24 protein-coding genes and 4 pseudogenes are annotated in these 23,446 nt (G+C 52.6%); 13 read left to right on the top strand and 15 right to left on the bottom strand.

Annotated elements, in window-relative coordinates; translation table 11 throughout:
• Nucleotides 1-181 precede the first annotated feature (181 nt).
• The gene (locus MIH19_RS16940; protein WP_249005991.1) at nucleotides 182-634 is read right to left on the bottom strand and encodes an Sbal_3080 family lipoprotein; all 453 of its coding nucleotides are present in this window, start codon (nucleotides 632-634) and stop codon (nucleotides 182-184) included.
• Nucleotides 635-1,172: 538 nt separating this feature from the next.
• Here MIH19_RS16940 and MIH19_RS16945 point away from each other — a divergent pair.
• Nucleotides 1,173-1,565, top strand: a complete 393-nt coding sequence (locus MIH19_RS16945; protein ID WP_249005992.1) for a globin — start codon at nucleotides 1,173-1,175, stop codon at nucleotides 1,563-1,565.
• A gap of 265 nt (nucleotides 1,566-1,830) precedes the next feature.
• Here MIH19_RS16945 and MIH19_RS16950 read toward each other — a convergent pair.
• Both MIH19_RS16950 and MIH19_RS16955 read right to left on the bottom strand, forming a co-directional pair.
• Nucleotides 1,831-2,667, bottom strand: a pseudogene (locus MIH19_RS16950) (IS5 family transposase); the annotation flags it as partial.
• Between the two features lie 17 nt (nucleotides 2,668-2,684).
• Nucleotides 2,685-2,948 carry a hypothetical protein gene (locus MIH19_RS16955; protein WP_249005993.1) on the bottom strand — a complete coding sequence of 88 codons (264 nt, stop codon included), beginning with the start codon at nucleotides 2,946-2,948 and terminating at the stop codon, nucleotides 2,685-2,687.
• A 262-nt stretch (nucleotides 2,949-3,210) separates the two neighbouring features.
• Between MIH19_RS16955 and MIH19_RS16960 the strand changes: the two genes are divergently transcribed.
• From MIH19_RS16960 to MIH19_RS16985, 6 genes are all read left to right on the top strand, one after another.
• A complete protein-coding gene (locus MIH19_RS16960; RefSeq protein ID WP_249005994.1) occupies nucleotides 3,211-4,473 on the top strand; it encodes a site-specific integrase in 1,263 nt (420 codons plus the stop codon).
• A complete protein-coding gene (locus MIH19_RS16965) occupies nucleotides 4,470-5,414 on the top strand; it encodes a tyrosine-type recombinase/integrase (protein ID WP_249005995.1) in 945 nt (314 codons plus the stop codon). The genes MIH19_RS16960 and MIH19_RS16965 overlap by 4 nt, the downstream gene beginning before the upstream one ends.
• Nucleotides 5,411-6,418, top strand: a complete 1,008-nt coding sequence (locus MIH19_RS16970; protein WP_249005996.1) for a tyrosine-type recombinase/integrase — start codon at nucleotides 5,411-5,413, stop codon at nucleotides 6,416-6,418. Before MIH19_RS16965 ends, MIH19_RS16970 begins: the two co-directional genes overlap by 4 nt.
• 333 nt (nucleotides 6,419-6,751) lie before the next feature.
• Complete coding sequence (locus MIH19_RS16975) at nucleotides 6,752-8,014, top strand: site-specific integrase (protein ID WP_249005994.1); 1,263 nt, start codon at nucleotides 6,752-6,754, stop codon at nucleotides 8,012-8,014.
• Nucleotides 8,011-8,955 (top strand): tyrosine-type recombinase/integrase, encoded by a 945-nt coding sequence (locus tag MIH19_RS16980; RefSeq protein ID WP_249005995.1) that lies wholly within the window; start codon nucleotides 8,011-8,013, stop codon nucleotides 8,953-8,955. Before MIH19_RS16975 ends, MIH19_RS16980 begins: the two co-directional genes overlap by 4 nt.
• Nucleotides 8,952-9,959, top strand: a complete 1,008-nt coding sequence (locus MIH19_RS16985; RefSeq protein ID WP_249005996.1) for a tyrosine-type recombinase/integrase — start codon at nucleotides 8,952-8,954, stop codon at nucleotides 9,957-9,959. Before MIH19_RS16980 ends, MIH19_RS16985 begins: the two co-directional genes overlap by 4 nt.
• 287 nt (nucleotides 9,960-10,246) lie before the next feature.
• Here MIH19_RS16985 and MIH19_RS16990 read toward each other — a convergent pair whose 3' ends face one another.
• From MIH19_RS16990 to MIH19_RS17030, 9 genes are all read right to left on the bottom strand, one after another.
• Nucleotides 10,247-10,798 (bottom strand): hypothetical protein, encoded by a 552-nt coding sequence (locus MIH19_RS16990; protein WP_249005997.1) that lies wholly within the window; start codon nucleotides 10,796-10,798, stop codon nucleotides 10,247-10,249.
• A gap of 1 nt (nucleotide 10,799) precedes the next feature.
• A complete protein-coding gene (locus MIH19_RS16995) occupies nucleotides 10,800-11,165 on the bottom strand; it encodes a hypothetical protein (RefSeq protein ID WP_249005998.1) in 366 nt (121 codons plus the stop codon).
• Nucleotides 11,165-11,356: a hypothetical protein gene (locus MIH19_RS17000; RefSeq protein WP_249005999.1), complete on the bottom strand. Its 192-nt coding sequence runs from the start codon at nucleotides 11,354-11,356 to the stop codon at nucleotides 11,165-11,167. The genes MIH19_RS16995 and MIH19_RS17000 overlap by 1 nt, the downstream gene beginning before the upstream one ends.
• Before the next feature lie 268 nt (nucleotides 11,357-11,624).
• Nucleotides 11,625-11,870, bottom strand: coding sequence for a BrnA antitoxin family protein (locus MIH19_RS17005; protein ID WP_249006000.1), 246 nt, complete (start codon nucleotides 11,868-11,870; stop codon nucleotides 11,625-11,627).
• Nucleotides 11,854-12,117 carry a BrnT family toxin gene (locus MIH19_RS17010; protein ID WP_249006001.1) on the bottom strand — a complete coding sequence of 88 codons (264 nt, stop codon included), beginning with the start codon at nucleotides 12,115-12,117 and terminating at the stop codon, nucleotides 11,854-11,856. The genes MIH19_RS17005 and MIH19_RS17010 overlap by 17 nt, the downstream gene beginning before the upstream one ends.
• A gap of 252 nt (nucleotides 12,118-12,369) precedes the next feature.
• Entirely contained in the window at nucleotides 12,370-12,630 is a 261-nt protein-coding gene (locus MIH19_RS17015; protein ID WP_249006002.1) for a helix-turn-helix transcriptional regulator, read from the bottom strand.
• Between the two features lie 656 nt (nucleotides 12,631-13,286).
• Nucleotides 13,287-13,832 carry a hypothetical protein gene (locus tag MIH19_RS17020; protein WP_249006003.1) on the bottom strand — a complete coding sequence of 182 codons (546 nt, stop codon included), beginning with the start codon at nucleotides 13,830-13,832 and terminating at the stop codon, nucleotides 13,287-13,289.
• 1 nt (nucleotide 13,833) lies between these two features.
• Nucleotides 13,834-16,056 (bottom strand): hypothetical protein, encoded by a 2,223-nt coding sequence (locus tag MIH19_RS17025; protein ID WP_249006004.1) that lies wholly within the window; start codon nucleotides 16,054-16,056, stop codon nucleotides 13,834-13,836.
• Nucleotides 16,057-16,216: 160 nt separating this feature from the next.
• Nucleotides 16,217-16,324, bottom strand: a complete 108-nt coding sequence (locus MIH19_RS17030) for a hypothetical protein (protein ID WP_249006005.1) — start codon at nucleotides 16,322-16,324, stop codon at nucleotides 16,217-16,219.
• Between the two features lie 125 nt (nucleotides 16,325-16,449).
• Here MIH19_RS17030 and MIH19_RS17035 point away from each other — a divergent pair.
• From MIH19_RS17035 to MIH19_RS17055, 4 genes and pseudogenes are all read left to right on the top strand, one after another.
• A pseudogene (locus MIH19_RS17035) lies at nucleotides 16,450-16,896 on the top strand (transposase); the annotation flags it as partial.
• 254 nt (nucleotides 16,897-17,150) lie between these two features.
• Nucleotides 17,151-17,655, top strand: a pseudogene (locus tag MIH19_RS22555) (acyl-CoA dehydrogenase family protein); the annotation flags it as partial.
• A 9-nt stretch (nucleotides 17,656-17,664) separates the two neighbouring features.
• Entirely contained in the window at nucleotides 17,665-18,372 is a 708-nt protein-coding gene (locus tag MIH19_RS17050; RefSeq protein WP_249006006.1) for an acyl-CoA dehydrogenase family protein, read from the top strand.
• 39 nt (nucleotides 18,373-18,411) lie between these two features.
• A pseudogene (locus tag MIH19_RS17055) lies at nucleotides 18,412-18,665 on the top strand (IS3 family transposase); the annotation flags it as partial.
• Here MIH19_RS17055 and MIH19_RS17060 read toward each other — a convergent pair.
• Complete coding sequence (locus MIH19_RS17060; protein WP_249009080.1) at nucleotides 18,651-19,112, bottom strand: hypothetical protein; 462 nt, start codon at nucleotides 19,110-19,112, stop codon at nucleotides 18,651-18,653. The pseudogene MIH19_RS17055 and the gene MIH19_RS17060 sit on opposite strands and share 15 nt — an antisense overlap.
• 652 nt (nucleotides 19,113-19,764) lie before the next feature.
• On the opposite strand from MIH19_RS17060, the gene MIH19_RS17065 reads away from it, so the two are divergent.
• Together MIH19_RS17065 and MIH19_RS17070 are read left to right on the top strand one after the other, a co-directional pair.
• Nucleotides 19,765-21,332, top strand: a protein-coding gene (locus MIH19_RS17065; protein ID WP_249008996.1) for an IS3 family transposase whose coding sequence is annotated in 2 segments (ribosomal slippage) — nucleotides 19,765-20,253 and nucleotides 20,256-21,332 — 1,566 coding nt in all. Because the reading frame shifts where the segments join, the coding sequence is not laid out codon by codon here.
• A gap of 39 nt (nucleotides 21,333-21,371) precedes the next feature.
• Nucleotides 21,372-21,932 carry a YdhK family protein gene (locus MIH19_RS17070; protein ID WP_249006007.1) on the top strand — a complete coding sequence of 187 codons (561 nt, stop codon included), beginning with the start codon at nucleotides 21,372-21,374 and terminating at the stop codon, nucleotides 21,930-21,932.
• Between the two features lie 336 nt (nucleotides 21,933-22,268).
• Here the strand turns inward: MIH19_RS17070 and MIH19_RS17075 are convergent, their stop codons facing one another.
• Together MIH19_RS17075 and MIH19_RS17080 are read right to left on the bottom strand one after the other, a co-directional pair.
• A complete protein-coding gene (locus MIH19_RS17075; protein ID WP_249006008.1) occupies nucleotides 22,269-22,400 on the bottom strand; it encodes a hypothetical protein in 132 nt (43 codons plus the stop codon).
• Nucleotides 22,401-22,555: 155 nt separating this feature from the next.
• The gene (locus tag MIH19_RS17080) at nucleotides 22,556-22,924 is read right to left on the bottom strand and encodes a DUF3703 domain-containing protein (protein WP_249006009.1); all 369 of its coding nucleotides are present in this window, start codon (nucleotides 22,922-22,924) and stop codon (nucleotides 22,556-22,558) included.
• Nucleotides 22,925-23,446 lie beyond the last annotated feature (522 nt).

A 23,446-nucleotide genomic window follows, 5' to 3' on the forward strand; every position in this document is an offset into this window, starting at 1 on the left:
AATCACCTCACGCCGATTTCGGCGAGACGTCACATGGTACAACGCACCTGCAAATTCCAGTCGCAGCGGTCTGGCCGCCCCCTGGCTCCTTCCATGGTTCTAATTGAGGCGGGATAGAACGAACGATTACAACGAAAGGGCCAGGCAGGGGAATACGCAGGGCCTGGCCCCGGCATCCGTTTTAGCCAAATTTTTGAACGAATAACGATGCTAATTTAATTTGCATCAGTTGATTTACTAATTCGCGGATTTTTGGCTCAGCGTCAATAAATTTACTCATATTTGCACCACCTTTTGTGGAGTCATACTTGGCTTCACCATCCAAGTTTCCTTTATAAAACACCTTAATTTCGGCATACGACATATATAAAGCAAGATCCCACGTCCAACGAGCAACATAAGTAGATGTCCATTCGCACGAATCGGGAACCGAATTCTCACTTACCAATCTATGCGATATACTTTTACTTGATAGAACAGACTGATATTCTTTTAAGAAACCCTCACGAACATCGGTATTTTCGATTATACACAGCTCGCTCCCTTTAACGATTTCCGCTGGCTCTATAACTTGAGTAATAGAGCAAGCTGAAAGCATCATGATCGAGGTCATTACTGAGGCTTTCTTAATCATTTTTCTTCCTTTTAGCATTGATTAGTTGTTCGTATTCCCTGTGTGTCAATCGAAGCATGAACCAATTAATTTTGAGTTAACATACAAATCAGAGTGCTTTAAGAGACCGTTATACCAAATCCGATGACACAAATCCTACCCAATCCAAAACTGGAAAACCGAGGACGTCGCTCATTTAGTGTAGAATATAAGATACCCATTCTACAGTAATCCGATGCCTATCAACACGATGAATTAAGCTCTCTGTTGCGCATACCTTTCGAAAGATTGCCGCCAGGTATTTCAGGTAGTAATTGCCCATTAGGCAGTAAGCGTGGCATTCCCAGTTGAAAGTTTCACACACTTCGTCGAAATTTTAGGCAATATAGAATGAGACGATTACGACGAAACAGCAAGGTAGGGAAAAAAGCAAGACCTGACCCCGGCATCTGGGAACTGGCAATACCGTTAACAAAACTCAACTGAAGAAATCGCACCCAACCACTATCCTAAGCGGTTTAATCAAACATCCGCTACTTCGCAAGGACACCTACTGCACATGAATAACACTGATCTGGTTTTTCAAAGCTACGGAAGGTGCTGTAGCCGTGACGAATTTTTCGTCGATTTCTACGACCACTTCATGTCGAGCTCAGATGCCATCAAAAATCGCTTCTTAAACACCGATATGGCCGCGCAAAGGCATCTGCTGCGCCATGGGATCTTGCAACTGATACTGACCGCACGAGGCATGTCAGACCGAAAGCTCAAAGCACTGGGCGAAAGCCATAACCGATCGAACTTTGACATCAAGCCTGAATGGTATTCGCTGTGGTTGGGTGCGCTGATGAAAACCGTGCGCAGCCACGATCCTGAGTACACAAAGGATCTGGAAAACGCGTGGAAAGAAGTACTGACTCCGGGAATCGATGTGATCCGGGGAGCCTACTGACAAGCTCGCAACACAGAGCGCCCGCCAGCAGCGCTGATACTTCTTGATTCAGCCAATTGATTTCCACACACTTGAATGCTAGCCCTCAAGCGAAAACTGCTCTTATGCTCTACAAATTACTGCCTGGTTTGCTTTGGCTGCAGGGATGCACGAGAACACGCGGGAACACGGGGTCAGGTCTTGCGTTTTGCCTAACAAATAATCCGAAATACGCACTCCACGGCCAAGTTTCCCGCCATTTTGGCGGAATTCGGGCGCACTGACCCTACGCCAGTAGATATTTTTCACCGATCATCAAGTTGGTGAATGCGGCCAGCAGGTGCAGCCGATGGGTGTTTTTTGATAGGCCACGGTAGCGCACCTTGCTGTAGCCAAAGACTTGCTTGATGTACCGGAACGGGTGTTCCACTTTGGCCCGGATGCTGGCTTTGATTTTCTCGGCCTTTAACTTATCCGCATCTAGCTTCTTGCGAGTGCCAGGGCGCTTGGCAATGAACCAGGACACATCTTTACGATGCTTATGCTCAGCCCGTTTTTGGATGCCCAAGTAACCGGCATCGCCGAATACCCGCCGCTCATCACCGTGCAGCAGCTTGTCGGCGGGTACGATGTCGTGGACGTTGGCGGCCGTGGTGTCGATGCTGTGAATCAGCCCGAGTGTGTCGTCGACACCAATGTGAATCTTCATGCCGAAGTACCATTGGTTGCCCTTCCTGGTCTGGTGCATTTCTGGCGGTCCGCCGATGCGGTCACGCTGGCCGCTCTCATTCTTGGTGGAGCTCGGAGCCGAAATCATGCTGGCATCCACAATGCTGCCTTCGCGCAGCATCAAGCCATTCTTCTCCAAGTGCTTGTTCACCTCTTTGAACAACACCTTGCCAAGGCCGTGGCGTTCCAGGAAATGACGGAACTTGAGAATGGTGGTTTCGTCCGGCAAACGATCCAGCTTCAGGCCAGCGAAGCACCGCATGGATTCGATCTCGTACAGCGCATCTTCCATCGCCGGATCCCGATGTGTCGGACCACTAAGCTTGTAAAACAGTTGCATGCAGTGAACCCACAGCATGGAAGACAACGGGTACGGTGGCCGACCGTTCTGGCCCATGGTGGCGGCGAATCCTATGCGGTTAGCGATGGCTGTATTATCGCCGATTTTGGAAAGTTATTCAGAGGTTCCTTAGTTTCTTGCGGCATCTTGTATATTTTATCAATAACATGGCCACCGGTATCGAGAGGGTTATCTTTCGATCCATGGTAAACCACCGATGGCATCTCATTGACCTGAAACTCCGCAACAATCGGTGTAGCCCGAGTGGTCGTGGCATTCCCATTGGAGTAAACCTCCTTCAGGCTTCCTGAGGGCATTAACTGATTGATGTTCATCCCGTCGTCTCCATCAAAGCGCTTCCTTTAATCGGTAGTTTTCGGCATAACTTTAATCAATTCGTGACAACTGCATATTGCGGTTATGGTCACGTTTCCATAATCGCAATTATCCGTGGTTCTCGATTATGGAAGGTTGCCTAAGACAAATCCCACCAAGTCGCTATTTTTCAGCGCTATAAACGGCTCACTGCGCTGACTTGCCATACATAATTCTCGGTGCTTTCTTTGTAGCTCTCTACCATCACGAAGGAGAGTTGCCATGCTTGATTCTGCATATTCGAAGCATGTACAGAGAACGAGTGAGTGGTTCGCCGGTACAGTACTTGGTTCCAGTGAGGATCCTTACGTTAAATACCTTGCCGAGCGCGGTTATGCTTCTGGCACCATCGAGGGATATTCCAGAAGTGTCGCGCATTTTGCTCACTGGTCCAGAGGACAAGATGTCCATCTCTCAGACATGGGCGAAGCGTTAGTTAAACGCTTCATTGACGAACACCTGCTGGTGTGTCGATGCGCAACTCGGTGCCGACGTGCGCGTAAGGAAGTCCGCGCCGCACTCGGGCATTTACTTAAGATGCTCAGAAGCAATGGTCAATGCAGACCAAAAATATCTGTAGTTCCTGCTCCTATCGCAGCGCAACTAGAGGATTTCGAACAGCATCTTGCCGATGTGAGAGGTCTGGCTCCGACCACCCGTTTGGCCCGGGCACGCCATCTGCGCGATTTTCTCATCGATAGTTTTGGCGCTGGGCCAGTGCAACTGAGCTTACTTGGGCCGGCGGATGTGATCCGCTTCTTCGCCCACTACACAGCAGCATGGGCACCCGCGTCGATTAGTACAGCCACTTCGTCGCTAAAAACTTACTTTGCCTTCAGAGCAAGTCAAGGAGAGCAGACGGCAGCGTTGATTGCCAGCCTTCCTCAAGTCGCACAATGGCGTCTTTCTGGATTACCGCAGGTACTCTCCACCAAGGAGGTGGAGCAATTTCTCAATGCCTTTGATCGCCGCCATGCAACGGGCAAGCGCGATTATGCGATAGCCCGTTGCCTTCTCGATCTGGGCTTGCGTCGAACGGAAGTGGCTCGCCTGCAGCTTGACGATGTGGATTGGCGAGCAGGAACGCTTTATATCCACGGTAAAGGTAGGCGCATCGATATCCTCCCGCTACCAGACGCAACCGGCCGAGCGATCGCACAATATTTGCAGGATGGTCGGCCACAAACGACTCGCCGTGAGCTGTTTGTTCGACATCGCCCACCACTCAACGCCCCGGCCGATCCGGATATCATACGCAATGCCATACGTAATGCAGCGCAACGCTGCGGTCTTGGACACCGCATTCGAGGCACGCACATCTTGCGGCACACACTGGCCGGTCGACTGGTGCACAGCGGCGCCAGATTCAAAGAAATCGCCGACCTGTTGCGCCATCGCAGCCTCGACACCACGACAATCTACGCCAAAGTCGATATTCAGGCGCTAGCACAGGTGGCCCTGCCGTGGCCTGGGAGGAAGTCATGAACACGCCAGAAACATTTGCCCCCACGGTAGAGGCATACCTGAATTACCGGCGGCAGGCAGGGTTTTTACTGAAGATTGAGGGTGAGCAGCTAGAGCGTTTCGCGCGCTTTTCCGAACGCATCGGCCATCAGGGTCCACTGACAATTAAGCTGTCTGAGCAGTGGGCCTGCGCTTCACGCCAGCACAAACGGATCACTGCCGCCCGGCGTATCGAAGTGTTGCGTCCCTTTGCTCGATACTGCCTACAGTTTAATCCTGCGACCGAGATTCCACCCCGTGGGCTCTTCGGGCGTGCTCATCGTCGGCTGACACCGCATATTTATACGGACGCCGAAATCTGCGCGTTGTTGGAAGCCTGCGCCTCTCTGCCCCCGTCGGGTGGTTTACGGGGTGCCAGTTGCGCCACGATCTTCGGACTTATCGCCTCAACAGGTTTGCGGATCTCTGAAGCTACCGGGTTACAGCGCCCGGATGTAGATCTCGAGCACGGATTGCTGCATATCCGGAATGCCAAGTTCGGTAAGTCACGCTGGGTGCCATTGCATTCCACCACGACAAACGCGTTGCAAGATTACGAACGTCTGCGCGATAACCATCCTCTCGCCGCCAATACCAAGGCGTTCTTTGTATTTGATTATGGCCGGTCCGCGTCGATCTCTAGTGTGGAATATGCCTTCAAGTTATTACGACAACAATTGAAGTGGCGTTCTCGTGGTGATCATCCTGCGCCACGCATCCATGACCTTCGGCACTCGTTTGTCTGCCATAACCTTGAGCGCTGGTATGCGCAAAACATCGATATCGAACACCACATTCTAGCGTTATCTACCTACCTCGGACACGCTAAGATCACCGATACCTACTGGTACCTGACGGCGACACCCGAGTTGCTGGCCAAGGCGGCCTTGCGTCCCGAACTTTACCAGGGAGAGCTATTATGAGCGCGCCAGCACCGTTAAGTTTTCCATGTCTATTACAGCGGTTTTTCGTACAGCGGCTGATGCAGCAACAGCAGGCAAGCCCGTGTACCGTTGCGGCCTATCGTGACAGCTTCCGATTACTACTTGAATTCGCCCATCGGCGGCTAGGGAAACAACCCAGCGACCTGGTGCTTGATGATTTGAACGCGGGTCTTATTTTGGATTTTCTCCAGTACCTCGAGGTGGAGCGCCATAACTGTGTTCGTAGCCGTAACGCACGCTTCGCCGCGATCCGGTCCTTCATGGCGTACGTTGCTTACCAAGAACCTTCAGCTCTTGCCATTGCGCAATCAGTGCTGGCAATCCCGATGAAGCGCTTCGAGCACCCGTTGGTCGGATTCCTCTCACGCGAGCATATGCAAGCCATTATCGCGGCACCGGATCAAAACACCTGGACGGGACAACGTGATCGAGTAATGTTCGCCACGCTCTACAATACCGGAGCCCGTGTATCCGAGCTGACTGGGATGCTGGTGGGTGATCTGGTTCTTGACCCCAGTGCTTCCTCCATTCACATCCGCGGCAAGGGACGCAAAGAGCGCGCGGTGCCATTGTGGCCAAATACGGCCGCACAGCTCAAACGCTGGCTGCGAGAATCCCCACGCTCCTTCGAGCAACCGCTTTTTCCGAATAGATCCGGCGGCCATTTGACACGCATTGGCTTGACCGAGCGATTGAAACTAGCGGTTAAATGCGCCGCCAGACAATATCCTGAACTAGCAAAGCGACGGGTATTTCCGCACCTGATTCGGCATTCCATCGCCATGCATATGTTGCAGGCTGGGGTTGATATAACCGTCATTGCGCTGTGGCTCGGTCATGAAAATCTATCCACCACTCATCAGTACATCGAAGCTGATCTTGCGATGAAAGAACGAGCGTTAAAGAGCCTGCAAGCGCTTCCCCTCGCCCCATTACGATACCGGCCATCGGATAGCGTCCTGCGGTTCTTACAGAGCTTGTGATTATGCATGGTTAACAGGGACATTAAACCGTAAGGAGATATAGGATAGATGTTGTTTTGTTTGGTTATTATCGAACAAAACAGCATCCATTCTGGCATATCGTCCATGTCTCTAGGCGCAACCTTCCATAATCGAGAACCACGGATAATTGCGGTTATGGTCACGTTTCCATAATCGCAATTATCCGTGGTTCTCGATTATGGAAGGTTGCCTAAGACAAATCCCACCAAGTCGCTATTTTTCAGCGCTATAAACGGCTCACTGCGCTGACTTGCCATACATAATTCTCGGTGCTTTCTTTGTAGCTCTCTACCATCACGAAGGAGAGTTGCCATGCTTGATTCTGCATATTCGAAGCATGTACAGAGAACGAGTGAGTGGTTCGCCGGTACAGTACTTGGTTCCAGTGAGGATCCTTACGTTAAATACCTTGCCGAGCGCGGTTATGCTTCTGGCACCATCGAGGGATATTCCAGAAGTGTCGCGCATTTTGCTCACTGGTCCAGAGGACAAGATGTCCATCTCTCAGACATGGGCGAAGCGTTAGTTAAACGCTTCATTGACGAACACCTGCTGGTGTGTCGATGCGCAACTCGGTGCCGACGTGCGCGTAAGGAAGTCCGCGCCGCACTCGGGCATTTACTTAAGATGCTCAGAAGCAATGGTCAATGCAGACCAAAAATATCTGTAGTTCCTGCTCCTATCGCAGCGCAACTAGAGGATTTCGAACAGCATCTTGCCGATGTGAGAGGTCTGGCTCCGACCACCCGTTTGGCCCGGGCACGCCATCTGCGCGATTTTCTCATCGATAGTTTTGGCGCTGGGCCAGTGCAACTGAGCTTACTTGGGCCGGCGGATGTGATCCGCTTCTTCGCCCACTACACAGCAGCATGGGCACCCGCGTCGATTAGTACAGCCACTTCGTCGCTAAAAACTTACTTTGCCTTCAGAGCAAGTCAAGGAGAGCAGACGGCAGCGTTGATTGCCAGCCTTCCTCAAGTCGCACAATGGCGTCTTTCTGGATTACCGCAGGTACTCTCCACCAAGGAGGTGGAGCAATTTCTCAATGCCTTTGATCGCCGCCATGCAACGGGCAAGCGCGATTATGCGATAGCCCGTTGCCTTCTCGATCTGGGCTTGCGTCGAACGGAAGTGGCTCGCCTGCAGCTTGACGATGTGGATTGGCGAGCAGGAACGCTTTATATCCACGGTAAAGGTAGGCGCATCGATATCCTCCCGCTACCAGACGCAACCGGCCGAGCGATCGCACAATATTTGCAGGATGGTCGGCCACAAACGACTCGCCGTGAGCTGTTTGTTCGACATCGCCCACCACTCAACGCCCCGGCCGATCCGGATATCATACGCAATGCCATACGTAATGCAGCGCAACGCTGCGGTCTTGGACACCGCATTCGAGGCACGCACATCTTGCGGCACACACTGGCCGGTCGACTGGTGCACAGCGGCGCCAGATTCAAAGAAATCGCCGACCTGTTGCGCCATCGCAGCCTCGACACCACGACAATCTACGCCAAAGTCGATATTCAGGCGCTAGCACAGGTGGCCCTGCCGTGGCCTGGGAGGAAGTCATGAACACGCCAGAAACATTTGCCCCCACGGTAGAGGCATACCTGAATTACCGGCGGCAGGCAGGGTTTTTACTGAAGATTGAGGGTGAGCAGCTAGAGCGTTTCGCGCGCTTTTCCGAACGCATCGGCCATCAGGGTCCACTGACAATTAAGCTGTCTGAGCAGTGGGCCTGCGCTTCACGCCAGCACAAACGGATCACTGCCGCCCGGCGTATCGAAGTGTTGCGTCCCTTTGCTCGATACTGCCTACAGTTTAATCCTGCGACCGAGATTCCACCCCGTGGGCTCTTCGGGCGTGCTCATCGTCGGCTGACACCGCATATTTATACGGACGCCGAAATCTGCGCGTTGTTGGAAGCCTGCGCCTCTCTGCCCCCGTCGGGTGGTTTACGGGGTGCCAGTTGCGCCACGATCTTCGGACTTATCGCCTCAACAGGTTTGCGGATCTCTGAAGCTACCGGGTTACAGCGCCCGGATGTAGATCTCGAGCACGGATTGCTGCATATCCGGAATGCCAAGTTCGGTAAGTCACGCTGGGTGCCATTGCATTCCACCACGACAAACGCGTTGCAAGATTACGAACGTCTGCGCGATAACCATCCTCTCGCCGCCAATACCAAGGCGTTCTTTGTATTTGATTATGGCCGGTCCGCGTCGATCTCTAGTGTGGAATATGCCTTCAAGTTATTACGACAACAATTGAAGTGGCGTTCTCGTGGTGATCATCCTGCGCCACGCATCCATGACCTTCGGCACTCGTTTGTCTGCCATAACCTTGAGCGCTGGTATGCGCAAAACATCGATATCGAACACCACATTCTAGCGTTATCTACCTACCTCGGACACGCTAAGATCACCGATACCTACTGGTACCTGACGGCGACACCCGAGTTGCTGGCCAAGGCGGCCTTGCGTCCCGAACTTTACCAGGGAGAGCTATTATGAGCGCGCCAGCACCGTTAAGTTTTCCATGTCTATTACAGCGGTTTTTCGTACAGCGGCTGATGCAGCAACAGCAGGCAAGCCCGTGTACCGTTGCGGCCTATCGTGACAGCTTCCGATTACTACTTGAATTCGCCCATCGGCGGCTAGGGAAACAACCCAGCGACCTGGTGCTTGATGATTTGAACGCGGGTCTTATTTTGGATTTTCTCCAGTACCTCGAGGTGGAGCGCCATAACTGTGTTCGTAGCCGTAACGCACGCTTCGCCGCGATCCGGTCCTTCATGGCGTACGTTGCTTACCAAGAACCTTCAGCTCTTGCCATTGCGCAATCAGTGCTGGCAATCCCGATGAAGCGCTTCGAGCACCCGTTGGTCGGATTCCTCTCACGCGAGCATATGCAAGCCATTATCGCGGCACCGGATCAAAACACCTGGACGGGACAACGTGATCGAGTAATGTTCGCCACGCTCTACAATACCGGAGCCCGTGTATCCGAGCTGACTGGGATGCTGGTGGGTGATCTGGTTCTTGACCCCAGTGCTTCCTCCATTCACATCCGCGGCAAGGGACGCAAAGAGCGCGCGGTGCCATTGTGGCCAAATACGGCCGCACAGCTCAAACGCTGGCTGCGAGAATCCCCACGCTCCTTCGAGCAACCGCTTTTTCCGAATAGATCCGGCGGCCATTTGACACGCATTGGCTTGACCGAGCGATTGAAACTAGCGGTTAAATGCGCCGCCAGACAATATCCTGAACTAGCAAAGCGACGGGTATTTCCGCACCTGATTCGGCATTCCATCGCCATGCATATGTTGCAGGCTGGGGTTGATATAACCGTCATTGCGCTGTGGCTCGGTCATGAAAATCTATCCACCACTCATCAGTACATCGAAGCTGATCTTGCGATGAAAGAACGAGCGTTAAAGAGCCTGCAAGCGCTTCCCCTCGCCCCATTACGATACCGGCCATCGGATAGCGTCCTGCGGTTCTTACAGAGCTTGTGATTATGCATGGTTAACAGGGACATTAAACCGTAAGGAGATATAGGATAGATGTTGTTTTGTTTGGTTATTATCGAACAAAACAGCATCCATTCTGGCATATCGTCCATGTCTCTAGGCGCAACCTTCCATAATCGAGAACCACGGATAATTCCGGCCCATCGTGAACACCCATTCCGGAAAATTACCCGAAAGTGTTCATCTTCGACCAGAATGCCTGTTCACGTTCGCGGGAATACGCATCACGCCACTGTTTTGCCTCAAATCCTCTTAAAGCATCACGACACTTTTTAGAACTCTCCCCGCTCGTGTCGGCTTGCAATTTCCTTGAATAAATCAAACAGCCCGTCCTCAAACAACCATGGATCGCCCATCTCGAACATCTGGCAGAAGGCCCCTTCTGGCAAAACGGTTGAATGCTCAATGCGGTTGAGATTATCGAAGGAATAGCCGGGGATATACTCACCACCGAACCAGGCACCTCGTGTGACACCGAGGGTTTCGCTGCCATTGACCGGTTCCTCAATGGTAATTTCGCCTCGGGGCACGGCATTGGGGTGATCTGGCGGCAGAAAAAAACGCTCCACGGTATCTACGAACCATCGGGCCCCGGAAAGGGGGTATTCGTATTGAGTAATCGCATTGCGACCAGTTTGCGAGTCCCGGTCGGGTAGCTCTACTTTTTTGTTAACTATTAGATGTGCTTCATGAATAAAAAAGTGCCAGACTTTCTGCGAAGTTTTGCTTCTCGCTCGATCAACGCTCTCTCCAACCTTTAGATAGTCTTGCGGCGGACTTTCTGGATCGATAAATGGCCAAGGCGGCAGTTTGGGATAGCTCATCTCATTCTCCAAAATCAATAGGTGTCAAATCGATTAGATCGACATAGGCCTCCGGCCCACTTTTGCCGCTGCTGGTCATTGCACGGAAGGTCTGTGGATTTTTCTCCACCGTGAAGGTCTCAATGGTGCCATAAACATCCTTGCCATCCTGTGATAGCGCGGTGTGTTTGGTCAGGCCGTTGCCCAGAAAATACTGGTTGGCGCCGGTTTCGTCTTGAATATCGAAGCGTGCTTCGAACGCTTTAATTTCTTTAGCGCCAAGCCCCTGCTTATCTAAATAGTCTCCTCGTATATCAAGATCCTCCCACTCCGCGTCCCCCATGCCCTCAACCAGTTTTTCATACTTGGCTTGATACTCAGGCGTCATTACATCGTCCAACAACGAGTCTTTATCAGCATAACCGCCAGCTTGTAGGTGGCTTTCGGGTTGTACTCCACGCCCATCTGCTGGGCAATGAGCCTGGGACAGGTGTCGGAGGCTTCGACCTGATCAAGGGTTGTGGACCAGAACCGCACTTCGCCTGTGGCGGGGCTGGGTTTGCCCAGCGTGCCATTCATGGCGCCTTCGGGTTGCTGGTAGCCATCCAGGTGGTGCGATTAGCCTTCGTCTTGAGGCGGCCAACGCGGCCCGCACGTCTTTGAAGGTGCTGACGTGCAGGCGTCGGGGCTCAATATTACGGGGGTGCAGGTCGATGCCTTCGGGTCGGGGGCGGCAGGCACTTTCGCAGACGGTGTCGGTTGCCACATTGTAGTGGTATCGGGTCTGGTAGGTAATTTTGAGACGAGCGAGGCTAAGCTGTGCCTGTCCATGATTTTTTGATATTTTTCAACTATGCTCCGATACATATTGCCGCAGAGCTTCGTTCATTCTGGTCTGCCAGCCGCTACCGCCGCTCTTGAAGAACTCGATAACGTCTTCATCAATTCGCAGCGTGGTGGAGTGCTTGGGGGACCTCAGCTTTGGCCGCCCTACTCGTCGAGCCGCCGTGCCTCGCTTGGCTTGGGCAAACATAGTATCAGACCACTCTGGGTTGTCTGTATCTGTCATTTCCGGGTCAATCGAATTGCTCATAGCGTCTCACCTCACGTTTATTGGCTTTGCGCAGGCTGATTACACGAACAATGTTCGTGCGTAGCGTATAGACCAGAGCGTAAAGGCGGGAACCTATATGGCCCAGTGCAAAGTAGCGCTGTTCGCCATTTACCTCCTGCTCTACCTCAATCGCTCCATCGAAATCGAACTTTGCCGCCAGCTCGAAGCTAAGCCCTCTCAGCTCCATGTTGCGTTCGCTCTTAGCGTTATCAAATTCAATTTCCATGTCAATTATTGTAGTAACAAAAACTACGCAGTACAAGAATTACAGCCAAACCTGTCCATGAGAGAGCGTAGTAACAAATCGCTCAACGCCCGGAGGCTGGCTTAGCCTGAACAGAACGTCAAAATAGACACATCAGAAACACACACAGGCCCGAGGGTTGAAACCGCCGGACCTTTCGGAATCACGTCAGGCTAAGCTGTGCCGGCTAAGCTGTGCCTGTCCATGACGACTAATGGTCATTGATTGTATTGGTCATGCGGCGGATTCGTGCTCAATGTCCCAACCCGGGAACACAAGCACGGCAGGATGGCATTGCAGAGCCCGAGCCAAGACCTTTGCACGCTCAACACCCAAGCGCACCCGATCATTTTCGATAGCCGAGATAGTAGACTGCGGTATGCCAGTGGCTGCCGCCAACGCATTCTGGCTCATGACCTGAAGTTCACGCAGAATCCGAACAGATTCGCCGACAGAAACTTCAACTCTTCTTTTAGCTTTAATATATTCACTCATTTTATCTCCTTCCATAATCATGGGGAGTTACTTTTTCAACTTCCACGAGCACTTCGTTGTTCTGCACTTTATAAATAACGCGATACTGAATATTCAGCCGCGAGGACCGAAAACCCTTCCACTTTCCTGATAACGTTTCATCCTTAAAACCTCGAATCTGCCTCAGTCCCTGCGGACCCGAAATAGAAACGATATCCTTCCACTTTTCGTAGCGCTTTTGCACCTCAATAGGTGCCACCAACAAATTTTTTGTTACTCGCCTATGTTCAAATATTCTCCACATACTATATAGTGTATATACTTCATATGGCATGTCAACTATCAGCTGACTAACGCATGATAACGCCGACAGATTGATGCTTACCATAACCCCCGAAATACACTCATTAGAAACAACAAAGACCCGAGGGTCGAAACCGCCGGGCCTTTGGGAATCACGTCAGGCTAAGCTGCGGCTAAGCGGTGCCTGTTCTCGATTTGTGTCCTCGATTTGTGAGCTTGATGATAAGTAGTAGTTTGCCAGCTTTCACCCTAATCGCTTGATATCCGACTCTGGCTATGGCTGTGCAGGTAATTTTGGATTCATTACAGACTAACGTGAAACGTGTTCATGCCACTGTTTTGCCTCAAATCCTCTTAAAGCATCACGACACTTTTTAGAACTCACCCCGCTCGTGTCGGCTTGCAATTTCCTTGAACAAATCAAACAGCCCATCCTCGAATAGCCACGGATCGCCCATTTTGAACATCTGGCAACGGCTACGTGTTAAGAGTGTGCTGTGTTCGTAGCGATTCAGGTTGTCAAGGGAATAGCCCGGAATATATTGACCACCGAACCAGGCACCTCGTGTGACACCGAGGGTTTCTCCATCCACTTCACCTCGCATGTTGAATTTTTCTCGTGGCACAGCGTTGGGGTGATCCGGCGGCAGAAAAAAGCGTTCCACGGTGTCCACGAACCAGCGCGCACCGGCAAGCGGGTATTCATACTGGGAATGGGCGTACCACCCCGGCTTGCCATTTCGACCTTCCAGCCATTCTTTATCGGAAATGACTAAATATCCTTGGCTTACAAAAAAGTGCCAGACCTTTTGGGAGGTTTTACTCCTTGCTCTGTCTATGCTCTCTCCAACCTTGAGATAATCAGACGGCGGTGACTCAGGGTCAATAAAAGGCCATGCCGGCAGTTTGGGATAGCTCATTTCATTCTCCAAAATCTATTGGGGTTAGTTCGATCAGATCGACGTAGGCCTCGGGCCCATCTTTGCCACCATTGGTCATGATACGGAAGGACTGCGGGTTTTTCTCCACAGTGAAGGTCTCAATAGCGCCGTAAACGTCCTTGCCATCCTGCGAGAGCGCGGTGTGCTTAGTCAGGCCACTGCCAAGGAAGTACTGATTGGCACCAGTGTCGCTCTGGACCTTGAAGCGCGTTTCAAACATTTTGATCTCTTCTGAGTCTAGCTTTTGATCCATTAGGTATCGCGCACGGGCCTTATGACTCTCCCATTCCGCTGCTCCCATGCCCTCAAACAGTTTTTCATACTTCGTCTGATACTCAGGCGTCATTACATCGTCCAACAACGAGTCTTTATCAGCATAGCCGCCAACATTCTCACGAATATGCGCCTTGAGGTTGTCAAAGGTCGGAATCAGCGTTTTTGCCCCGGCTTTTTGGGTTGCGATGTCTTTATCAATAACCGCCAGCTTGTAGGTGGCTTTCGGGTTGTACTCCACGCCCATCTGCTGGGCAATGAGCCTGGGGCAGGTGTCGGAGGCTTCGACCTGATCAAGGGTTGTGGACCAGAACCGCACTTCGCCTGTGGCGGGGCTGGGTTTGCCCAGCGTGCCATTCATGGCGCCTTCGGGTTGCTGGTAGCCATCCAGGTGCTGCTCTTCCACAAGGCGCACGATGTAGCGGTCGTTGTCCAGGCTCTGGCTGGCTAAGTGTACCAACTCGTCCTGAGTATACTTGGGTGTAAAGCCACCTCGTGCGATTAGCCTTCGCCTTGAGGCGGCCAACGCGGCCCGCACGTCTTTGAAGGTGCTGACGTGCAGGCGTCGGGTCTCAATATTACGGGGGTGCAGGTCCACGCCTTCGGGCCGGGGTCTACAGGCGCTCTCGCATAGCGTGTCGGTGTCGACGTTGTAATGGTACCGGGTCTGGTAGGTGATTTTCAGGCGAGCCGCCAGATTGCGTAAGGCTTCGCCCAGTGGGGCCAGTTTGCGCAAGTAACGGGGCGCGGCGGAGGCCATGCCTGCCCCAGCGGCGCTGGCCAGTAGAATCGACAGCACGGCTTCAAACACCAGCCCGCCAGCGAAGTAGCTCAGTTCGGTGCTGTCCTGCGCTTGTGCAAAGTCCACGGTGAAGCGGCCCAGCAAGTCGCGGGTGTGCGGGTCCGCCACAATCAGGCTGGCGATGTCATAGGCTTCGGCCAGTTGTTCACGGGTGATGGCGTCCGGGTCGAAACCCAGGGCGTTCACCAGTGCCCGCTTGTTGGCTTCATCAAAGTTCTGTTTGAACGCGTCTATCCAGGCGGTATCCGAACTGCTCTGCGTGGCCGACCATGCGGACTGCAGGGAGCGATTGATGTACCCGAGGTGGGTGAGGTTCACGATCGCGAGATTATTGGCAATCAATCCGACTGCGGAGTCCCACAAGCCCATGAAGCCGTTTGCGAAGTGGACGCCGGCATTGATGCTGAGGGGCAACGCGTCAGTACCGGCTTGCAGGCGGGCGGCCTCTTGACGTTCTCGTGCCAGAACGCCATCCAATTGAGCCTGAAGCTGGCGGCGCAGAATGTCGAGTTCCCCGGCGGGTGCGGGCTTGCCGAAGCGGACATTCACCACAGGATCATTCAATCCGGTTACCCGGGCTTTTCCGGCGCTATCCAGTGTGCCTGCCTTATAGCTATCAAACCCGTCGACCACAAAAGGTGCACCAGCCACGCCACTGCCGTCCGGCCAGCGGTACAGCAGATCAAGGGTGCGGGTGCCCTGTTCAGGACCGGCCTGTTGTGACGGTGGCGGGGACTGATACGCTGGCTCAATGGCTGGAGCCAGGCTGCCGCTCTTGATGGGGGCTGACCGGCCGCCGCCAATGCCTCCTTCGGCATGATCGGTAATGGCCCGGCTAAGACGTGGCGGCAGGTTGGCGACCAGCGCCTCGGCATCAGGACGACGGGCCGTAAAGATGCCGGGGCTGGTGCCGCTGGCATCGAACAAGACCCGTTCACCCATGGTCAACTGCTCTAGCAGCTCGTGCGGCCGTTGGCTCGGATCGAGATTCTCAATCGGATCGCTTGCAGTGGTGTAGGGACTGAGTATTCGGCTGACGATGTCCACCGCGCTCAGGGGGTGTACCAGCGTCAGCAAGGCCTGCGGCGACTGCGGGAGGTCCGTCACATCCGTGAGACGGTAGCTCATTGATTTCATTCCTTGATGTTGTAACGGCCAGCGTCCGAGCCGGCGAAGAGCAATACGCTAAGCTATCGGAATTTGAGCGCTCAGACAAGCACTATAAGGGGCTATCACTCGCGATCCGCAGGGAGCTCTCTGGATGAAGGCAGGCCGCCAGCCTCTCAAGTCAGTGATCAGCCCCGGCGACGAATTGATTGAACTCAGGCAAAAGCTCGCACGGGTGACAGCTAAGGCAGTGGGCGAGGATGTAGAGCTTTTTCAAAGTCACGTTCATCTGGCCCCGCTCGATCTTGCCTACATAACTTCGGTCGATACCGGAGGCGTACGCTAGGAGTCTGCGCGGTAGAAACGTTGTTATGACATAACGGGCGGACTTTCTCGAACGGCGGAATAGATGTGATGGGAACGAGTTTTCGACCTTATTCGCCAGATCAGGAGTTGTTGCTGCCGGCCAGTCTTAACGAATGGCTGGCCGAAGGCCATCTGGCCTACTTCATTAGTGACGTTGTCGAAGAACGGGACGTAAGCGCATTTTACGCTCGCTACGAAGGAGACGGGCGCCGTAAGTCGCCTTTCGATCCGCGCACGATGCTGAAAGTCCTGATCTATGCTTACGCAAACAGTGTTTTTTCCTCCCGTAAGATTGCCAGGAAGTTGGAAGAAGACGTGGCCTTTCGCGTGCTGGCGGCCGACAATTTCCCCAGGCATCGAACCTTGTGCGATTTCCGCAAACAGCACTTGGGTGCGTTCAGAGAGGTGTTTGTTCAGGTCATCCAGATTGCCCGGGAGGCGGAGCTGATTCGTCTGGGAACGCTGGCGATTGATGGCACCAAGATAAAGGCGAATGGGATCTGGTCTGTCTTGCATTGAACCTGAGGCGTATGAGGCCTCTGGTGCGCTTCGACTAGAAGCCTGGGGGTTCCTCTCGGCGCTTAATCGAGTCTAGACGAGGCCAGCGCTATCCGTGCAAGTGCTCCATTGGCCATATTTTGAAGCGAAGCGAATCATTACAGGCCGCCGCTCTGAAATAAGGCGACTTGAAGCGGCGGGATGGACTTGAAGAGCCGTCCAGAAAACTTCTACCGCGCAGACTCCTAAATGAAGACCATCAGCGCTGGAACAAACTCCTCAACCAGAAGGGCTGGTATGCGGTGAGCTGGCCTGTGGAGCATGGCGGCACCGGTTGGACGGTCGTGCAGAAACACATTTTCGATGAGGAATGTGCTGCCGCAGCGCCTCCCCGCCCGGTGGCATTCGGCGTAAACATGGTGGCGCCGGTGATCATCAAGTTTGGTAATCAAGCCCAAAAGGACTATTACCTGCCGCGTATTTTATCCAGCGAGGACTGGTGGTGCCAGGGTTACTCAGAACCCGGCGCGGGTTCCGACCTGGCTGGTTTGAAAACCCGAGCTGAGCGTGACGGGGCCAAACGCGCTGCCGTTTCTGGAGCACGAATTGGAGTCGGACTTCGAGGGGGAACCGCTGTACCAAGACTACAGCTCAGCCCCGGCCAGCCAATACTTTAACCTGCGCAAGCTGTCCATTTACGGCGGCTCCAACGAAATTCAGAAGAATATTATCGCCAAGCGGGTTCTTGAAATTTAGGAGGATGCCATGGATTTTGATCTCAGTGAAGAGCAACAAATGCTGGCGGATACCGTTGAGCGCCTGGTTCGCAACACCTATGGTTTCGAACGGCGGGAAGCTTTCTATCAGAGCCCTGAAGGTTACAGCCCAGAGTTTTGGCGTCAGTTGTCTGAGCTTGGCATAGCCTCCGTTCCAATTTCCGCGGACTACGACGGTTTCGGTGGCAGCGTGATCGAGAACATGCTGGTGATGAAGGCGCTGGGACATGGTCTGTGCCTGGAGCCCTATCTGTATTCCCAGATCTACGGTGCCGGACTGGTCCAGCACCTCGGAACTGCCGAACAGCGCCAACGGATATTGTCTCAGGTTGCTTCTGGCGAACGCAGGCTGGCGGTAGCTGATGAGGAGTCTGGCAGCCAGCATCGTATGGCTGAAATGCGCGGCGAGCTGGAACTGGCCCTCTCCATGACCATTCTCGCGGCATGTGTGGCGGATGATCCGGATTCGAAAGATCGCAGTCGTCGTTTAGCGGCGGCCAAGCATATTGTGGCCCGGTCTTCACAGATGATTGCCGAGCAATCGATCCAGTTGCATGGAGGCATAGGGATGACCTGGGAGTATGTGCTTGCACATCATGCCAAGCGCTTGGTGATGCTTACCCACCAGTTCGGGGATGACGATTATCACCTCGGACAGTATTCGGCTCTGCTAGATCTACCACGGCAGGTTTCGTAGCAGGTGGTCTGGCCATGGGTCAGCCCTCATAATTAATAAATGGATACAGCTATGATGGCACGCTGGAAGGAGCTGGAGGGCGAGAAGCCGTCTCGACGCCGTGAGATGACGCAGAAAGCCGTGATAGACAAAGGCGTTAGTATTTTCCCTGTCCTGCTGGATGTTCAGTATCAGCGAAACCTGCTACCGCTATCAGACTAAGCTCAGCCATGAGAACACCGAGATTGCAGATTGGCTGATTCGTTTAACCCACAGCCGCTGGCTGGAAATCCTTCGGGTCAGGTCTTGCGTTTTGCCTCTCGAATAACCCGGCTTACGCGAGAATAATGCAGGCCAAAGAAATAGCCGACCTCCTTCATGCCGTACCCACCGCTTGAATAGGATAGAACGTTAGTTTCGTTCCGAGAGGAAGCAATATCAGAATAGTGTTGTAAGGGATTTACCAAGGGGAGACGCTGGCTGGACGGTATCTCACTCAGCAGATCTGGCCTCTCAAAACGTCTCTGCAGGTCATCGACAAACTGGTCGCTCCCCAGATAAATCTGATTTTTCAAATGTCCCCATGGTGACGGCTGGTTCTTCCCTTCAGCCACGAATCGCTCATAACCGATTATTGCTGCTTCACGACGCTCACCAAAAGCAGAAAGAATCCAATCCCTATTGAGTGCATTTGAGCCCTGCTGATAACCCGCTGTCGCCCGATAACTACTCCAAGGCCAATCAACTTCAGATCGAACCATGGCAGCGCGAACCGGGTTTAGAACAATGTATCGACACAACTCCAATAGGTAGCTGTTTTTCTCAACCAGGATCGCCTTATACCGTCCCTGAAAACATGCCCCACCCTTCCGTGAGTTCGATTGAAATGCTGGGTGTACATCCCGTTGAGTTGGCGCATACCTTTCGAAAGATTGCCGTCAGGTGTTTCAATCAAAAGATGATAGTGATTGCCCATCAGACAGTAGGCGTGACATTCCCAGTTAAAAGTCTCACACACTTCGTCGAAAACTGACAAAAAGGCGCGGCGGTCTGGCCATTCCCTGGCTCCTTCAGTGGTTCGAATTGAGACGGGGCAGAATTAGACAGTTACAGCGAAAGAGCAAGGCAGGGGCAAAACGCAAGACCTGACCCCAGCAACTTAAATAAAAATTATTATGCCGCATTATTTTTTAAGTATATTGTTACAGGTAAGACTGCAATCTTCATGCTTTTCCTGATCCTAGTGACTGTCTAATTTATAGGCAGTTTAAAACTTTAGCTTATAGCTGGATAAATACTAGCTATATTAGAATTTACCTAAAAAGGAGTGATATCAGACCCACCATGTCACCGTAGTTGTCCAGTTGGCGATTTCGCCTAATTCATCACTTGGTGGGTGGTATGAGAAACGAGATGGCTCGTTATTCCGAAGAGCGTAAGGCCGCAGTCCTGAAGAAATTGCTGCCGCCCCAGAACCACACAGTTGCTGCTGTCTCTGTAGAGGAAGGCATCAGTGATGCGACCCTGTACAATTGGCTGAAACAGTGTCGGCAACGAGGAGTGCCTGTGCCAGGTCATACCAAAACTGCGGACCATTGGTCCGGCGAGGCCAAGCTTGCGGTGGTCATTGAAACCGCATCTTTATCCGAAGAAGAACTCAGTGCCTACTGTCGTGAACAGGGCCTGTATGTTGAGCAAGTCCGGCGCTGGAAGGACGCCTGTATCCAGGGCACCAGCCTGCAGGAGGATCATCACAAAGAGGGCCAGAAAGCGCACAAGCTTAGCCGGAAGCGGATCAAGAAACTGGAAGCGGAAATCCGTCGCAAGGACAAGGTCCTGGCTGAGACCACGTCGCTCCTGGTGCTGTCAAAAAAGCTCGAAGCCTTGTATGGGACCGATCAGGACAACGAGGACAATTGACCTCCCTGGACGACCGTACAAGGCTATTGCAGTACTTTGATGAGGCGGTGAACACCGGCGCTTCACGCTATCAGGCGGCCAACCTGATGGGGCTGAGTGGGCGCACCCTGAAACGCTGGCGCACGGCATCCGGCCAGGTCGCCGAGGACCTGCGCCCAGAGGCCCCCCGTTCACCTCAGCAGCACCAACTGACCGAAGTCGAGGAAATGGCCATTATGGCAGCGTGTAATAAGCTGGCGTATCGCAGCTTGCCACCCTCCCAGATCGTGCCTTTACTGGCCGACAAGGGCGTCTATATCGCTTCGGTGTCTTCTTTCTATCGAGTACTGAAAAAGCACGAGCAGCTCCAGCACCGGGGACGTGCTCGGCCCGCCAAGCCGCACCCCTTGCCCACTAGCTTCACGGCCACCGGCCCGAACCAGCTATGGAGCTGGGACATTAGCAGCTGCCCATCACAGGTACGTGGTGAGCACTGGTACCTGTATCTGATTATGGACGTGTTCAGCCGCAAGGTCGTGGCCTGGGAAGTCCATCAAGCGGAGCTTGGCGAACACGCCAAGGAGCTGGTTCAGAGAGCGCTGTTGCGCGAAGGCTGCTGGCACAAGCCACCGGTGCTGCACTCTGACAACGGCGCGCCGATGACGTCGTATACGCTCAAAGCGCGCCTGGCCGACCTGGGCATGCTGATGTCCTATAGCCGGCCCCGTGTGAGCAATGACAACCCGTACTCGGAAGCTCTGTTCAAGACCACCAAGTACTGCCCCGCGTGGCCATCAAAGGGCTTTGCAACGCTGCAAGCGGTCCGTCAGTGGATGGTGCAGTTCGAGCAGGCCTACAATGAAAAACACTTACACAGCGGCATCAACTTCGTCACCCCCGGCAGCCGTCATCGGGGTGAAGACCGGGCCATTCTGAGTCAGCGGGAGGCGGTCTTTAAAGCTGCTAAGGCGAAGAATCCAAGACGCTGGACTGGCGCAACACGGGACTGGCGTCCGGTGCTGGAGGTCTCCCTGAACCCGGGGCGGGCCAGTGAAATAGAGCTCAATAAATGTGCTGCTTAAACCCTGATACTTGGACAACCCGGTTGACAATCTCCGCAGATGAAAAAACAACGACTTGTAATGGGCGTTACGTTTGCTCTTGTGCTTTCAGGCTGTGAACCGACGGTAACAACTGAAAAAGATTCCAATAAGAGCGAAGACGTTGCCCACGAAGATATGAAAGATATGGTTTATACTAACGATGGAATTATTCCCAATGGTCTAATGAAGGCCGAATATTCAAAATACATTGTCGGATCTGAAGCAATTATTCAAACGGATCATATGGAAGGCATGAAAGGAGCCACCGCAACAATTGTTGGGGCATTTTACACCACTGCATATTCCATCAACTACACACCGACAGATGGCAGTGCAAAAGTATTAGATCACAAATGGGTTATTCATGAAGAAATTGAAAATCCAGCATCCGCTCCTCTTGAGGAAGGAACTGAAGTGACGGTACTTGCTAACCATATGAAAGGGATGGAAGGAGCAAAAGCAGAAATTGAATCTGCCGAACAGACCACCGTATATATGATCGATTATTTCTCAACAACAGACGGGAACAAGGTAACGAATCATAAATGGGTTGTTGAAGATGAGCTGTCAGAAAAGTAAGCCTTTAGGCATCTCTTTACGCTCACTGCTCACAAAAGGTATGAGTCGCTCCCGGCATCCTCGGGGTCAGGTCTTGCGTTTTGCCTCTCGAATAACCCGGCTTACGCGAGAATAATGCAGGCCAAAGAAATAGCCGACCTCCTTCATGCCGTACCCACCGCTTGAATAGGATAGAACGTTAGTTTCGTTCCGAGAGGAAGCAATATCAGAATAGTGTTGTAAGGGATTTACCAAGGGGAGACGTTGGCTGGACGGTATCTCGCTCCGATTTCCGAAACACCTCACACGGTAAAACGCACCGGCAAATTCCAGTCGCTGGCTTGGTTATGTGTTGTTTCAGGCAGCGACAAGCTTCTTAACCTTGAGCTCTTTGCGATGTTGCTCAGCATGCCAGAGTTCATATTGAGACTGCTGGTTCAGCCAACTCTCTGCCGAGGTATCAAACGCGATAGAAAGCCGAATAGCCATTTCGGGACTAATACCAGCCCTGCCATTCAGCACGGCGGTCTGGCCATTCCTTGGCTCCTTCCACGGCCCTAGTTAAGACGGGCGCGCAAAGTTCATGTGCCTGACACCGGCCCGAAATTGACATTGAAGCCTATGTGCCTTGGCGGAGCGAAGGGTTACACACCGGACTTGGCTTCTTGAATCAACGTGACCAAGTCCGGCGCGATTGGCATTTTTCTGAACGGACTGACGTTAGCACCACCTGTATTTCCTTGGGGTACCAGCCCAAATATCGTTTTAGTCGCAGCACCGACGATCCGAAAAATCTGACCTATAACTTCTTTGGCTGAGCGATTGCGAAAAGCCCATACCAGCATCAACACATGAACCTTAACGTGCCAAAACGTCGATTCTTGGCCAATTACGTGGGCTCGTTCCAGATGAGCAAACTCCTGCTGAGTGTCCCCAACCGACTCTGCCCGTTGAGCATTCGCCAACTCGGCCTCAACGTAGGGAGCAATCCGCTGTGAATAAGTACGTTTCATCAAGACCTCCATTCAGTCGCACTAAAATCGGGAATCATTTTCACATGGGATTCCATCGTGATCCCCATCCATTTTAGTATTTGGACAGTTTTTGACAAAATGCACAGCTTCAGCTCTTGAACTCATTTGACCACAGTGTTGCCTGCCATCACATTTAAAACTTGATTTTTCTTGGTTACTGCTCTGGTTAGCGCTTACGGTTTCACTAGAAACTATTGTTAATGAGCCTTTAACGGACTCTCGCCTTTCACATACAGTTCCTTGGGGCACGCCTCAAGCGTCTGTCTTCGGTGCTTTGCTGGGCGGGATCAGGGTAGTTCGTAAATCGATATACCTGCTATTTCGTATCGAGAAAAAACACTATCATTAATTTCGTTCCAGCCTTCAGGCAAATACACCCTAATCGGATCACCTGATTGAAGGTGTTCTTTTGTAGTGGTCACCAATGCGCTGACATTGGTGACCGGACGACGGTAAATCGTCTATGTCAAAGCCCAAGGGCTTATGAATGTGGAAGGTACA

The sequence above is a fragment of the Marinobacter sp. M1C genome (genome assembly GCF_023314135.1).
GTDB lineage: Bacteria > Pseudomonadota > Gammaproteobacteria > Pseudomonadales > Oleiphilaceae > Marinobacter.